This window comes from Pedobacter duraquae (genome assembly GCF_004362245.1).
In the GTDB taxonomy this organism is placed as follows: domain Bacteria; phylum Bacteroidota; class Bacteroidia; order Sphingobacteriales; family Sphingobacteriaceae; genus Pedobacter; species Pedobacter duraquae.
In genome coordinates this window covers 425,191-438,888 of the sequence record NZ_SNWM01000004.1, presented here as the reverse complement: position 1 = coordinate 438,888, position 13,698 = coordinate 425,191, and the positions used below count along the sequence as shown (strand labels likewise).

Annotated in this window: 14 protein-coding genes; 7 read left to right on the top strand and 7 right to left on the bottom strand. The window is 43.3% G+C overall.

The genetic code is table 11. The annotated features are described in order from the left end of the window. Positions 1 to 195 precede the first annotated feature (195 nt). Positions 196 to 594, top strand: a complete 399-nt coding sequence (locus CLV32_RS17520; protein ID WP_243732345.1) for an SRPBCC family protein — start codon at positions 196 to 198, stop codon at positions 592 to 594. A gap of 123 nt (positions 595 to 717) precedes the next feature. Here CLV32_RS17520 and CLV32_RS17515 read toward each other — a convergent pair whose 3' ends face one another. The 4 genes from CLV32_RS17515 to CLV32_RS17500 are packed head-to-tail and all read right to left on the bottom strand — an operon-like array spanning position 718 to position 5,290. Next, on the bottom strand, positions 718 to 930 hold the full coding sequence (locus CLV32_RS17515; protein ID WP_133557919.1) for a YidH family protein: 213 nt from the start codon (positions 928 to 930) through the stop codon (positions 718 to 720). 15 nt (positions 931 to 945) lie between these two features. After that, complete coding sequence (locus CLV32_RS17510) at positions 946 to 1,332, bottom strand: SRPBCC domain-containing protein (protein ID WP_133557917.1); 387 nt, start codon at positions 1,330 to 1,332, stop codon at positions 946 to 948. 3 nt (positions 1,333 to 1,335) lie between these two features. Then, on the bottom strand, positions 1,336 to 4,047 hold the full coding sequence (locus tag CLV32_RS17505) for a DUF3857 domain-containing protein (protein ID WP_133557915.1): 2,712 nt from the start codon (positions 4,045 to 4,047) through the stop codon (positions 1,336 to 1,338). Between the two features lie 52 nt (positions 4,048 to 4,099). Continuing rightward, positions 4,100 to 5,290, bottom strand: a complete 1,191-nt coding sequence (locus CLV32_RS17500) for an acyl-CoA dehydrogenase family protein (RefSeq protein WP_133557913.1) — start codon at positions 5,288 to 5,290, stop codon at positions 4,100 to 4,102. Positions 5,291 to 5,406: 116 nt separating this feature from the next. On the opposite strand from CLV32_RS17500, the gene folB reads away from it, so the two are divergent. After that, a complete protein-coding gene (gene folB / locus CLV32_RS17495; RefSeq protein ID WP_133557911.1) occupies positions 5,407 to 5,766 on the top strand; it encodes a dihydroneopterin aldolase in 360 nt (119 codons plus the stop codon). Next, positions 5,763 to 7,160: an FAD-binding oxidoreductase gene (locus tag CLV32_RS17490; RefSeq protein ID WP_133557909.1), complete on the top strand. Its 1,398-nt coding sequence runs from the start codon at positions 5,763 to 5,765 to the stop codon at positions 7,158 to 7,160. The genes folB and CLV32_RS17490 overlap by 4 nt, the downstream gene beginning before the upstream one ends. Here the strand turns inward: CLV32_RS17490 and CLV32_RS17485 are convergent. Beyond that, complete coding sequence (locus CLV32_RS17485) at positions 7,157 to 7,651, bottom strand: acyl-CoA thioesterase (RefSeq protein WP_133557907.1); 495 nt, start codon at positions 7,649 to 7,651, stop codon at positions 7,157 to 7,159. The two genes, CLV32_RS17490 and CLV32_RS17485, sit on opposite strands and share 4 nt — an antisense overlap. Positions 7,652 to 7,727: 76 nt before the next feature. Here CLV32_RS17485 and CLV32_RS17480 point away from each other — a divergent pair, with 76 nt between their 5' ends. After that, positions 7,728 to 8,162, top strand: a complete 435-nt coding sequence (locus tag CLV32_RS17480) for an Hsp20/alpha crystallin family protein (RefSeq protein WP_133557905.1) — start codon at positions 7,728 to 7,730, stop codon at positions 8,160 to 8,162. A gap of 130 nt (positions 8,163 to 8,292) precedes the next feature. Here CLV32_RS17480 and CLV32_RS17475 read toward each other — a convergent pair whose 3' ends face one another. Beyond that, a complete protein-coding gene (locus tag CLV32_RS17475; protein ID WP_133557903.1) occupies positions 8,293 to 9,684 on the bottom strand; it encodes an arginine decarboxylase in 1,392 nt (463 codons plus the stop codon). Positions 9,685 to 9,784: 100 nt separating this feature from the next. Between CLV32_RS17475 and rocF the strand changes: the two genes are divergently transcribed. From rocF to CLV32_RS17460, 3 genes are all read left to right on the top strand, one after another. Continuing rightward, positions 9,785 to 10,735, top strand: coding sequence for an arginase (gene rocF / locus CLV32_RS17470; RefSeq protein WP_133557901.1), 951 nt, complete (start codon positions 9,785 to 9,787; stop codon positions 10,733 to 10,735). A gap of 1 nt (position 10,736) precedes the next feature. Further along, on the top strand, positions 10,737 to 12,515 hold the full coding sequence (gene argS, locus CLV32_RS17465; protein ID WP_133557899.1) for an arginine--tRNA ligase: 1,779 nt from the start codon (positions 10,737 to 10,739) through the stop codon (positions 12,513 to 12,515). 140 nt (positions 12,516 to 12,655) lie between these two features. After that, a complete protein-coding gene (locus CLV32_RS17460) occupies positions 12,656 to 12,850 on the top strand; it encodes a hypothetical protein (RefSeq protein WP_133557897.1) in 195 nt (64 codons plus the stop codon). Positions 12,851 to 12,909: 59 nt separating this feature from the next. Here CLV32_RS17460 and CLV32_RS17455 read toward each other — a convergent pair whose 3' ends face one another. Continuing rightward, a complete protein-coding gene (locus CLV32_RS17455; RefSeq protein ID WP_133557895.1) occupies positions 12,910 to 13,632 on the bottom strand; it encodes a hypothetical protein in 723 nt (240 codons plus the stop codon). Positions 13,633 to 13,698: the final 66 nt, after the last annotated feature.

Genomic DNA, 13,698 nt, shown 5'->3' with positions numbered 1-13,698 from the left:
GTCATTAACTACGACAGGCAGATGTTTCAGAAGGATTTTTTATTGCGTTATACCTATCATGGTTGAATGTGTATAGAGTGATTTTTAACAATCTGTGTTAAGGAGTTTATAGGATAGGCAGGGTTTTACTAATCGAGTGATTTAAATTATATGCCAACAATACATCTTACTACTATTATTTTGGCAAAGCCGTAGGTGGTATTTGATCTGTCCAGGGATATCGACTTACATCAGGTATCTACTGAGCATACTGATGAAAAAGTAATTGCGGGAAGAATGTCGGGGTTGATAGAGTTGGGGGAGTCTGTGACCTGGCGGGCAAGGCATTTTGGATTTTATCAGGAGCTTACTTCAAAGATTACGTCTTTTGATAGGCCACATTCATTTACGGATGAGATGGTGAGCGGCGCGTTCAAGTCATTTACTCATATTCATCAGTTTGAGCAGATTGAGGTAGCGACAAAAATGATCGATGTTTTTTCTTATGTGTCTCCGTGCGGGGCATTGGGGAAATTGGCAGATTTTCTGTTTTTGAAACGGTATATGACGAAGCTTTTAGAGAGACGGAATCTGATTATAAAAAAAATACGCTGAACGCACAACTTCGGGCAATAGCTCAAAATTAACTGATTGCCAATTTTGAGATTCGAAAAGTAAATAAAAACAAAACGGCCGTTCTTTTTAAGGACGGCCGCTTTTGTGTTTTAGTAAATGCAGTTATTTCTTCTTTGAGGTTACGAGGATCACAACACCGGCAAGTAAAACAATGCCGCCAGCGTAGGGAGGCCAGTTTACTGTTTTTTCTCTGTCGGCAGACACCTGGATGGGGCCTGCGTCAACAATTTTTTCTTTTTTAGTGTAGGTGAAGCCTGTCCATATCAGGAGGATGGCGCCCAGTACGATTAAGATTAGTCCGATGCTCTTGTTCATTTTGGTTTGGTTAGGTTAAAGTTCCTCTTCAAAGAAGTCCTGTAAACCACCAAGGTAATATTCCGTTATGCCGGCAGTGAAGTCGTCGAAGTCCTCGTCGGGGATGTTTGTTTGTACAAATTCCAGTGAGGTGCCTTTCTTGTCTTCGTGCAGTTTAATGGTTACGATGGATGGCTCGTTATCTTCTCCGAAGTACCATTGTTGTACAATTCTTTTGCCAAAGTCAAACTCAATATTTTTTCCTACGATATCGCCATCCCAGAATGAGAATTCTGTGCCGGGTTCTTCGGTAAACTCAACCTCAGCGCCAGTCCACAGTTGGATGCTTTGTGCTTTCGTTAAGCCCAGGTACACTTCTTCAGGAGGTGCGGGCAGGTAAATGTATTTCTTAAAATTCTTCATATGTTATTCCCTTTCATCAGTTTCTTCGGGCTGGTCAGGCTTGCTTGGCGAGGGTAGCGGTTCAGAAACATCTTCAATTTTACTAAATTTTTTCGTGATCAGGTGATTTGCACGCTGAACAAGTCGCTGGCGCCAGGCAAATTCCGGGTATGTAAATACAAAAGTTTGTCGAACCCGATAAGAATTCTTAAAATAAATACCCCATAATCCCATGATGATGATCATGAAAATACTTGACCAGATGGCCCTTCCATCGTAATCTTGCCTGATAGCATAGGTCAGCGGGCCCTGCACCAGAATTTCAAGAATCGAAAGGCTAATCGTCCCGAGGGCAAAAACTTTATAGTATTGAGGAAATTCCTTGCGTCTATTATAGTACATAAAAACTAACAGAAACGAAAGGCTGAATGCAAGGGCAAAGCCTATCGCAAAAATCACCTGTGCGGTGTTTGCCAAAATCCCAAGACCTGTAGGTATGTTTACATCCAATTTTTGGAAAGCACCCATACGGAATGCCTTACTTAAGATAGATATTGGTAACAGCGTAATCTGTAGCCCTAAAACGATCAACCAGCCTCCAATAGATTTCGCTTCTATCAGCTCGTCGAGGTCAAAGTCTAGTTGCGTAAAGTATTTTTTATAAAGAAAAATGGAAGAGCCGACCAGCACAAATAAAAATATGGAGATTGGGAGCTTGGCAGGCTGGAAATTTGCAAAGAGTTCGTCGGTATCCGTATTGCCAGCACTGATTACCTGGCCGTTCCAGCTTATCTTGAATCCTAATAACCCTTCAATTTTTTCCTGGTCGCTGGCGTACTGTACAAGATCCTTTCCGTCAATAGTTTCTTTAAAGGTTCGGTAAGAATAATGTAATTCCAATTCCCGACCATGATACACGTTGCTATACTCAAAATAATACTGGTCGTTTTCAATTTTTTCCTCCTCAGTTGTCCCAGTTAGTGTAAAAGGCATTTTCACGAAAATATGCTGCTCCACATTGACGGGATATTTTAACTTAAAAGGTTCAATGCGCGATTTTGCAGCCACCTTGCGCAATTGGGTGCTCACCATATCTCCTTGAAAATCAACATACCTCAATCCATTATCCTTCTTAAGCTTAGTCCATATGCTGGGTACGAAGTACTGCTCCACAATATAAATCTGATTCTTTGCTTCGTCATCCTTAATCTTGATGCTACCGTTCGCAATAGCATCTGGGTAATAGTTCTTGATGTAATCCAGGAAATCCTTTTCGACAGACTCGATGCCGTCACTGGTAATCAGGTCTCTGATGTTATCAGCATAGTTGTCGGTATAGGTACTTTGAATCTTTAATTTAGTTTTGTGAAGAACCGAGGTATCCGCTAATTCGAAAAATTGATTAGACACTAGTTTGCCAGTAGCGATGCTAATCACGTCTTCAGGTCTTGCGTTGCCAGGTTTCAGTACTAATGCCTGACCATAGTTCGGGAAATAAATGTTATCGAAACCGCCACGCTGATTAGATATCGTAGCGTCAATCCATGTTTTCTCACCTTCGTATTCTATCATCACCACAACGTGGTTAAATAAGAATGGGCTTGGTAGGAAGTCGCGAGTCATATTCCCTGCATAGGTATCCACGTAAGCCATATAAGCCGGTACGTTTACCTTTTTTAGGAAATAACAAAGTAGCAATGCCTTATCCTTGCAGTCGCCATATCGTTGCTTCAGTACCTTTTCTGGTGAATTGGGTTTTTGGGAATTTTCGCCCATCTCAATTCCCATATAGCGGATTTCATCCTGCACAAAACGGATTGCCAGTACCATGTATGCTTTGGTGTCGTTATTTGCCTGCTTCAGCAATTCATTGGCTTTTTGATTTAATAAGGGTGTTTTTAATCCTGGGTATGCGTTTACCGATAAACCCCAGTTTACAACCTCTGCCCAATTGTGGTACTCAGAAACCTGGGTATGTTTGAAAGGATTGTACCAGGAAGGCTCATGTTCAGTGGTTTTGTAAGTGTTGGTGAGCGTACTTTCCCATGAGTATATTTTTAAATCGCCACGTGAAGTAATCTTCGGATCACTGCTATGGTTAAAACTTTTGAAGTCCAATTTTCTGTCGGCACGGGCAATTAAGTTGGTGTATCGTTTTCCGTAGCTGCTTCCCGATTCAAAATAGAAATCGTCGGCAAACTTGTCGCCGAAAATGGGATTCCTACCAACAAGGCTGTATGCATATTCAATGCGGTCGCCCTTTCTGGTATCATTTAATATGGCATAAGCATCAAAAGTGCCGCTGTAAATAAATTTAGATAAGTCCTTTTCATTCTGAATAACTTTAAAATCAGCTTCTTTCAGGCGGTCGGTCGCCTTACCATCCCGCCAAACGCGAAGCTGATGGAACACGAGTTTCTGAAAAGAAGGATCATAAGTAACAGTAACTTCAGAGCCATTTTGCACTCCGGAACTCGAAACCAGATGCCGAATCACATGCACATAGGTCTGTTTGAGCTCTGCATGTTGCTGTCGCTCCAGATATGAGATATACCATCCATCACTGATGTCGCTGCCCTTTGGCTGCGGAGCAGAAGGGTCTACGGGTACAATCCAGGAGGGCAGGGTAGTGGAGATCGAAAAGTTTTTGCCCTGCGCAAGCGCAGAAGCGTTTATCAAAAATAGTACTACACAAAGCAGGAGGAGTGATCGGTTAAATTTTTTAAGTATCTGCATGGAGAGCGGAGCGCAAGGCAATTATCGATTTAAGTAAAATGAGTGACAGCAACTATTTAAAGGCATTCAATCCGGTAACATCCATACCCGTAATCAACAAATGGATGTCGTGCGTACCTTCGTAGGTTACCACAGATTCCAGGTTCATCATATGGCGCATAATAGAATATTCTCCGGTAATGCCCATGCCGCCTAACATCTGACGGGCATTGCGTGCTACATCCAGTGCAATTTCTACACTATTCCGTTTGCCCATAGAAATCTGTTCTGCTGTTGCGCGGTTCTCGCTTTTCAGCACCCCTAAACGCCAAACCAGCAGTTGCGCTTTGGTTATTTCGGTAACCATCTCTGCCAGCTTCTTTTGTTGGAGCTGGAAACCTCCAATCGGTTTACCAAACTGGATGCGTTCTTTCGAATAGCGTAACGCAGTATCGTAACAGTCCATTGCGGCCCCCAGTGCACCCCAGGCGATGCCATAGCGCGCCTGGTTTAGGCAGCCCAATGGCCCTTTCAGCCCAACGATGTCAGGGAAAATATTTTCTTTAGGAACCTTAACGTTGTCAAACACAAGTTCTCCGGTAGCAGAAGCCCTTAAGCTCCACTTGCCATGTGTTTCGGGTGTGGTAAAGCCTTCCATGCCACGTTCAACCACCATGCCGCGGATCTTGCCACTTTCGTCTTTTGCCCATACCACAGCGATATCGGCAAAGGGCGCATTAGAGATCCACATCTTCGCACCGTTTAGGATGTAGTGATCTCCGGCATCCTTGATATTCGTAACCATGCCGCTCGGGTTTGATCCATGATCGGGTTCCGTAAGTCCGAAGCAGCCCATCAGCTCGCCCGTAGCAAGCTTAGGCAGATATTTTTTACGCTGTTCTTCCGTTCCATAGGTATAAATAGGGTACATCACCAAAGATCCCTGTACCGAGGCCGTAGACCGGATGCCAGAATCACCGCGCTCAATTTCCTGCATCAGGATACCGTAAGCAATATAATCCAGTCCGGCGCCTCCATATTCCACCGGGATAGTGGGGCCAAAGGCACCGATCTCGCCAAGCCCTTTAATCAGGTGCTTCGGAAATTCCGCCCGCTGGGCATAGTCTTCAATAATTGGGCTCACCTCACGCTTCACCCAGTCGCGCGCCGAAGAACGGATTAGTAAATGCTCCTCGGTAAGCAGCTCATCTAACAAAAAATAATCGGGTGCCTCATAAAGGTCTTTCTTTCCTGAATTGCTCATTGTTTACGCTATATTTGGTTTGCCCAGGCCGTATGCCATCTTTTCAAAGGTAATAATTTACGGTTAGGAGAGATAAAAACGATAAAAAAATTAATTTTGCAGGATATGCAGAACTTATGCTGATACAAACCGTTGCCCTTAAAGATGTTTCTGTTTTCGCTTATCACGGGTACTATCCTGAAGAACAGGTGCTTGGAAGAAGATTCCTGGTGAGCATCAGCGTCACCTTTCAGCATATTGGCGATACTGAAAATTTGCAGCACACCGTAAACTACGAGGTGCTGAACACCATCCTGCTCGGGGAAATGGAAAATACCCAACAGCTGCTGGAAACCGTAGTCAAGAATATCCTGGATCGCGTACTGACTACCTACGATTTCCTGATTACCGCTACAGTGGGTATCAAGAAAATGTTTCCGCCTATGCCCGGAGAGATCCACCATTCCTTTGTTGAACTGAACTATACCAAACCATGACCTATACCAAAATTACCGCCGAAATTCTTGCCGAAATTACACAGGCCGTTGGCGCAGCACAGGTTTTTACCGACGAGGAATCGCTGATCAACTATGCGCACGACGAAACAGAAGATCTGAAGTTTCAGCCTGAAGTAGTGGTTAAGCCGCTCAATACCGACGGTGTATCTGCGCTGTTGCGGGTTTGTAATACACACCACGTTCCCGTAACACCACGTGGCGGCGGCACCGGGCTAAGCGGCGCAGCTTTACCAATCTATGGTGGCGTATTGCTGTCTATGGAGAAGTTCAAGGCAATTTTGGATATCGATACCGAGAACCTCCAGGCTACAGTAGAGCCGGGAGTCATCACCGAAGAGTTTATCAATGCCGTAGCAGAAAAAGGTTTGCTCTATCCAGTAGACCCATCCAGCAAAGGATCCTGCTTTATCGGTGGCAATGTGGCGCATGGATCAGGCGGACCACGAGTAGTTAAATATGGCACCATCAGGGAGTATATTCTCAATCTGGAAGTGGTATTGCCTAACGGCGATGTGATCTGGACCGGAGCAAACACCCTGAAATATGCATCTGGCTATAATCTTACCCAGCTGATGATTGGCTCCGAGGGTACTTTGGGGGTGGTTACCAAAATCGTAACCAAGTTATTGCCCAAAGCACAACATAGTGTGCTCATGCTGGGCTCTTTTGCCGAGAATGAAGCCGCCTGTGCTGCCGTATCCGCAATCTTCAGAGCAGGGATTATTCCTTCAGCACTTGAGTTTATGGAGCGCAGGGGAGTAGAGTGGGTAGTGCAGTTTGATAACATCAAATTTGAAGTAAAGGATGGCGTCAATGCTTATCTCTTAATTGAGTTTGACGGAAATGATATGGACACCATTTTTAAAGATTGTGAAGTGGTAAACGGCGTGTTAGAACAGTTTAACTGTACCGATGTGCTCTTTGCTGATACCGCACAACAAAAAGAAGAACTCTGGCGCATGCGCCGTACCATGGCTGAATCTGTAAAATCCAATTCAGTTTATAAAGAAGAAGATACCGTAGTGCCCAGAGCGGCGCTTCCTAAGCTGATCAATGGCATTAAGGAAATAGGCAGTCGCTATGGCTTCGAAAGTGTATGCTATGGCCATGCCGGTGATGGAAACCTCCACGTCAACATCATCAAAGGACATATGAGCGATGCAGACTGGAAGGACAGACTGAAAGACGGGATCGTTGAAATCTTTGAGCTAACCACCGATTTGGGCGGAACAATTTCAGGAGAGCACGGCATAGGCTTGGTGCAAAAAGAATTTATGCCGATTAAGTATAGCGAGATCCACCTCAACCTGATGCGTGGGATCAAAAGCATATTTGACCCCAATACAATCCTGAACCCGGGAAAAATCTTTTAACTCAGCGGCTGCAGCTGCTCAAACCGAATCATCTTCTCTTTTTCCGTTTCAGGAATCAGTGTAGATGATTTCGTCTCATAATCAAAGGCCACACAGGTGGTCTTGCCTTTACTGCAGGTAACTTCCTTTCCATTAACCATCTTTACGATGTGGTAATCCAGGTCAAAGCTCTTGCGGCCAATTCGCGACGTGCGTACATACATATGTACTGTATCCTTTAAAAATATAGGGACAATATACTCAATTGAAGCCGTACCTATCACTACACCCGTAGTTTCCCATGCCCAGTTGATCGCGTGGTTCCAATACTTAGTGCGCCCAATTTCCATGTAGGTAAAGTAAGTAGCGTTATTTACGTGCCCCATCATATCGAAATCCGCGAAGCGGGTATCGATGGTGGTTTTATACTTAAAACTGTCTAAATCGAACGTTGTGTCTGACTTTTTGTCTGTTGATTTTACTTTCTTGCGCCAGAATGTCTTAAAAAACATAAATATTTGGTTTGGTATAGGAGTTGAATATAGAGTAATAACGATAAAAAAATTAGAAACTTAAAAAATACATACAATGACTTTAGTAAAATTTAACAACAGAACCAGAAACAGTGCACCTTATTTTAACAATGTATTTGACTCATTGTTTAGCGAAGCGATCAATAAGAACTTAACGGTAAATAAAATTCCTTCAGTTAACATCTTAGAGACTGCAGAAGATTACAAAATTGAATTGGCTGCACCAGGCTTAACCAAAGATGATTTTCAGATTAACCTGAAAAAAGACACCCTTTCTGTATGGGCTGAAAAGAAAGCAGAAGAAGGCGCAGTAGAAAAAGATTACAACCGCAAAGAATTTGACTTCAACTCATTTGCCAGATCATTTGTATTACCAGAAAGCGTTGATGCAGAGAAAATTGCTGCAGAATACGTAAACGGAATCCTGAATATCACTATCGGTAAAAAAGACGAAAGCCAAACTGCGAACAAAGAAATTAAGGTTTCATAATTTAAGTTTAAGGTTGAGTGTTTAAGGTTGAGGGCGTGCTGCAAGGCATGCCCTCTTTTTTTGTCCCTAAAAAAATAGCCATAAAAAAAGCCGTACCAGAAGTACAGCTTAAAATAGGATTCTAAAAATTCTAGGTATAACCTAAAATTTTAAGTACTTGTTTACTGTTTTGCTCTTCGCCAAACACCTCAAAGTTAAAGGTCTCATCACGGTTTCTGCGGATAATCACGTGCTTAGGACTCGGTAATAAACAATGGTGGATACCACCGTAACCACTCAGCACTTCCTGGTAAGCTCCGGTATTGAAGAAACCCAGGTACTGTACTTTACGTGTTTTCGGCATAAACACACTGTTCATGTGCGCTTCCTGGTTGTAGTAATCCTGCCCGTCGCAAGTAATACCACCCAGGTTTACACGCTCGTATTCAGCATCCCAGTTGTTGATTGGCAGTAAGATGTATTTCTGGTTCAAGGCCCAAACATCAGGAAGGTTGGTGATGAAAGAACCATCCAGCATCAGCCATTTTTCTCTGTCGTTTTGTTGCTTGCGGCCCAGTACTTTATACAGGATACCTGAAGCTTCAGCAACGGTATATTTACCAAATTCTGTAATGATATCCGGCTCCATTACATCATGCTCAGCGCAGATTTCCTTAATCCTTTTTACGATCTCATTTACCATGTACTCATAGTCGAAATCAAATACCAACGAATCTTTGAAAGGCATACCGCCACCAATATCGAGGGTATCCAACTCAGGGTTGATCTTTTTGAATTTGCAGTATAAGGTAACATATTTCTCCAGCTCGTTCCAGTAATACGGAGAATCCGTGATACCCGAGTTGATGAAGAAATGTAGCAATTTTACCCTGAAGTTAGGGTTAGCAGAGATCTTGTTGTTGTAAAAATCAATTACATCTTCCATACGTACACCTAAGCGAGACGTATAGAATTGTGAATCTGGTTGCTCCTCAGCAGCGATCCGGATCCCTAAGTTACAAGGGGTATCCATTTCCACCTCGTCATCAAAAAGGTTAAACTCCTCTTTGTTGTCAAGTACAGGAATGATGTTTTTGTAACCGTCGTGCAACATATCAATGATATATTGCTTGTATTGATACGTTTTAAAACCATTACAGATCACCGTAATATCTTTAGTTAAAGCACCTTTCTTCTCCAGGGCTTCAATCATAGGCATATCAAATGCCGAAGAAGTTTCCAGGTGAATATCATTTTTCAGCGCTTCTTCTACGATATGGCGAAAATGCGAGCTTTTAGTGCAATAGCAATACTTGTAATTGCCACGATAGTTGTTCTTGATAATCGCGGTCTGGAAGAGGATCTTGGCCTGTTGGATCTTTTTACTGATCATCGGCAGATAAGTAAAACGCAATGGCGTACCATAGGTTTCAATCATTTCCATTAGATTTAGATCCTGGAAGTATAATTCGTCGTCAATAACGCTGTAGCCTTCCTGCGGAAAACCAACGCTAAGATCAAGAAATTCGGAGTAACTCTGCATTTTTTATATTTTTGAACAATATTTAAAGCCTTGGCTAAATAAATCCGTTAATTTTGGAGCCAAAGATAAACACTTTATAAAATAGACTCGTATTTTTTTTATGACTAAAGCGCTAAAACTTATTGAGGTAAAATCTGAGATCGGTGCCGGTACCAGAGGGGCCAGCTTAGGGGTAGACGCGATTAAAATCGCAGCCCTGGATTTCGGAAGCCGCTTTTTCAAAAAACACAAGTCGGTAGAAGTACCAAACGAAAACCACCTGCTCCTGGAAAGTTCGGGCAGCCCCTTTGCTAAACGCATCTCGGGAATCCTGACCATGGTAGAGCGGGTAGCGGAGCAAGTAACTGAGACACTGGTTAAAGACGAGTTTCCGATTGTATTGGCGGGCGACCATAGCACCGCTGCAGGAACCATCACAGGAATTAAAAAAGCTTATCCAAAAAGTAAGCTTGGCGTGATCTGGATTGATGCCCATGCCGACCTCCATTCGCCCTATACCACGCCTTCGGGCAATATGCATGGAATGCCTTTAGCCATGGTGCTGGATGAAGATAACACCGATAGAAAAGTAAATAAGCTGGACCAGGAAACCATCAATTATTGGTTTCAGTTAAAAAATGTAGGTAATATTGCGCCGAAGATCGGTTATAGCGACCTGGTATTGATCTCTGCGCGGGATATGGAGAAGCCCGAAGAGTACCTGATCAAGAAACACAAGGTTAAAAACTTTACTACAGCCGATCTGCGTAAAAGAGGAGTAGAGCGCATCGTGATTGATGCCATGCTGTACCTGGAGCATTGCGACCTGATCTATGTTTCCTTTGATGTAGACTCCCTGGATCCTACAGCTTCCCGGGGAACAGGTACACCGGTAACGCAGGGATTGACCGAGCGCGAAGCAGGGAACCTGGTATCGCGACTGATGACCCAGGAAAAAGTTTGCTGTCTGGAGATTGTAGAAGTAAACCCAACGCTGGATCGCGAAAATCAAATGGCAGAACATGCCTTTGAAATTTTAATCAAGGCTACCAATGCCTTTAGAAACGAATAGAATGAAGATAGAACAACATATCACCGCGGCAGCAGTACAGGCCGTAAAAGAGTTATACCAGCAGGAGATTCCCGAAACACAGTTAGCCATTCAGGATACCCGTGCAGAATTTGAAGGACAGCTAACCATCGTTGTGTTTCCTGTAGTACGCTTCTCCAAAAAATCACCTGAAGCTACCGCAACAGACCTTGGCGAATACCTGGTAGCCAATATCGAAGAGGTTACCGCATTTAACGTGGTTAAAGGGTTTTTAAACCTGAGCATCGCCGAAAGCTACTGGATCGATCAGCTTAACAATGAGCTACTGAGCCCTGACTTCGGCATTCTCCCTTCTAACGGTAAAAAAGTAATGGTAGAATACTCTTCACCAAACACCAATAAACCGCTGCACCTGGGCCACGTACGCAACAACCTGTTAGGATATTCTGTGGCAGAGCTGTTAAAAGCTGGTGGATCTGAAGTGTTTAAAGTAAACCTGGTAAACGATAGGGGAATCCACATCTGTAAATCCATGCTGGCTTGGGAGAAATGGGGCAATGGCGAAACACCTGAAAGCTCTGGCTTGAAAGGCGACCACCTGGTGGGAAAATACTATGTCATCTTCGATAAAGAATATAAAAAACAAATCGATGCGCTGAAACTGGAGGGGCAAACCGAAGAAGAAGCCAAAAAGAATGCACCATTAATCAAAGAAGCACAGGCGATGTTATTGGCCTGGGAGGCACATGACGAACATGTTGTTGAACTTTGGAGAAAAATGAACGGCTGGGTATACGCCGGTTTCGAGGTGAGTTACAAAAACCTGGGTGTAGACTTCGATAAGTTCTATTACGAAAGCAATACCTACTTGTTGGGTAAAGATACCGTTGACGAAGGACTGGCCAAAGGTGTTTTCTTTAAAAAGGAAGATGGCTCGGTGTGGATCGACTTAACTGCTGATGGCTTAGACCAGAAACTGGTTTTACGTGCCGACGGAACCTCAGTATATATCACCCAGGATTTGGGTACGGCGCAAATGAAATATGATGACTTCAAAATGGACGAGTCTATTTATGTGGTTGGAAACGAGCAGGATTATCACTTTAAGGTATTGTTCCTGATCCTTGATAAACTGGGTAAAGGGTGGGCAAAAGGCTTATACCACTTATCGTACGGCATGGTGGATCTGCCTAGCGGAAAAATGAAATCGCGCGAGGGGACCGTTGTTGATGCGGACGACCTGGTGAGTGAAATGATTGAAACAGCGCGTCAGAAAACAGAGGCTTTAGGCAAGATTGCCGACTTCAGCGAAGCGGAAAAAGAAGCCTTGTATTACAATATTGGTCTGGGTGCCTTAAAATATTTCTTACTTAAAGTAGATCCTAAAAAACGATTGCTGTTTGATCCTTCGGAGTCTATCGACTTCCAAGGTAATACAGGGCCGTTTATACAATACACACACGCAAGGATCAAGTCACTTTTAAACAAAGCAGCGTACCAGTCTGCTCCTGTGCCGGCAGATATTACGTTAAGCGCTACAGAACTGGATATGATTATCTTGTTGGGTAAATACCCTGCGGAGATTGCTTCAGCAGCAAAATCATTTAGTCCGGCCACCATGGCCAACTACCTGTATGAGGTAGCTAAGCTCTTCAACAAGTTTTACCATGAAGTGCCGCCGATTGTAAAAGAGGAGGACGCTGCGCTTAAGCAGTTGCGGCTCGATCTGAGTTCTGTTACTGCAAACATCCTGAAATCAGGAATGCGTTTGTTGGGTATCACCGTCCCAGAAAGAATGTAAAAGATACGGGCCGGATCAATGATCCGGCCTTTTTTGCTTTAAGCCTGCTAGTTTTGTAATTTTTCAAAAAAAGCATAACAATCTGCGCTGGCATACGTTTTTTGGGTATAAACTATCCGTTAACCTTTAAATCTAGAACCATGGAAATTTCATTTGCAGGACAGGAAGACCAGTACAACGACGACCCGGGACAGTTTCACAACAAGAGTCAGGGTTTAGATCCAGAGAAGAACGAAGAAGACGATGAAGAAGGAGATCTGAATCCCGATGAAGATGGCATTGACCAGGACATCTTATTCGATGACGACGATGATGATCTTGATCTGGAAGACTAAAAAGAATTTGAAAGCCCTGCTGTTTGTTCAGCAGGGCTTTTTATTTGGAATATCCTAAACTAAGGTGCCGTAAAAAGCTTGTACAGCAGTTCATCGTTCTCTGGCTCCGCGCCAGGTGTGCGCATCAGCTTGTAAAACACATAGACGCCGTCCTTGCGTTTGTAAAACAACACTTCTGCATAATAAGGTACATTGCTCAGGTTTTCGCGTTCTACTGTCGCCAGTAGTTTCGACTTGTCATCGTAAACCTTTAATTTTTTCAGCTCCAGGCCGTAACTCAGCAGGGTGTCGTTTTTGATCAGTTCTTTCAGGTCCTCACCGGATAGATAAACACGTAGGTTTTTAAGTCCGGCAGGCGGTTGTTTTTGATTAGATATCTTAAATCCTTTTGTTGTAGTAGAACTAATGTCCCCTCTGTCGTCTTCGTCTTCAGGCTCTTTGGTGATCCGTTTGACAATACTGTCAATCTTCTGATCGCTATTGATATCCAGCTTATACACAAATAGCTTAAAGCTTTTCTGCTTATCGGTAAACGTAGCGATCGGAACAGAAGTTCCATTAAAAAATGTATAGGCCGATTTCAGCTTTGCCGCAGACGCAGCCGGGAAAATATCGCGATAGGTATCCGTTACTTCCAGATCTGAGTCGTAAAAATCCTTCCAAATTCTATTTGCATGCCATCCTCCATAGATTATACAAAATAGAAGTACAGCAAAAAGAACTGATTTGGTGATGAATAGCTTACGTTTGGCATCTGCCGATACCGGTATCTTGGGTTCCATGTATAGCGGTTAAAGATATGGTTTTAAAGATATATAATAATCTTTTTATAGCCAGCGCATTTTAAC

Coding starts and splice junctions, on each gene's coding strand:
- CLV32_RS17515 (WP_133557919.1), bottom strand. CDS start 930: ATGAACAAGAGCATCGGACTAATCTTAATCGTACTGGGCGCCATCCTC.
- CLV32_RS17510 (WP_133557917.1), bottom strand. CDS start 1,332: ATGAAGAATTTTAAGAAATACATTTACCTGCCCGCACCTCCTGAAGAA.
- CLV32_RS17505 (WP_133557915.1), bottom strand. CDS start 4,047: ATGCAGATACTTAAAAAATTTAACCGATCACTCCTCCTGCTTTGTGTA.
- CLV32_RS17500 (WP_133557913.1), bottom strand. CDS start 5,290: ATGAGCAATTCAGGAAAGAAAGACCTTTATGAGGCACCCGATTATTTT.
- folB (WP_133557911.1), top strand. CDS start 5,407: ATGCTGATACAAACCGTTGCCCTTAAAGATGTTTCTGTTTTCGCTTAT.
- CLV32_RS17490 (WP_133557909.1), top strand. CDS start 5,763: ATGACCTATACCAAAATTACCGCCGAAATTCTTGCCGAAATTACACAG.
- CLV32_RS17485 (WP_133557907.1), bottom strand. CDS start 7,651: ATGTTTTTTAAGACATTCTGGCGCAAGAAAGTAAAATCAACAGACAAA.
- CLV32_RS17480 (WP_133557905.1), top strand. CDS start 7,728: ATGACTTTAGTAAAATTTAACAACAGAACCAGAAACAGTGCACCTTAT.
- CLV32_RS17475 (WP_133557903.1), bottom strand. CDS start 9,684: ATGCAGAGTTACTCCGAATTTCTTGATCTTAGCGTTGGTTTTCCGCAG.
- rocF (WP_133557901.1), top strand. CDS start 9,785: ATGACTAAAGCGCTAAAACTTATTGAGGTAAAATCTGAGATCGGTGCC.
- argS (WP_133557899.1), top strand. CDS start 10,737: ATGAAGATAGAACAACATATCACCGCGGCAGCAGTACAGGCCGTAAAA.
- CLV32_RS17460 (WP_133557897.1), top strand. CDS start 12,656: ATGGAAATTTCATTTGCAGGACAGGAAGACCAGTACAACGACGACCCG.
- CLV32_RS17455 (WP_133557895.1), bottom strand. CDS start 13,632: ATGGAACCCAAGATACCGGTATCGGCAGATGCCAAACGTAAGCTATTC.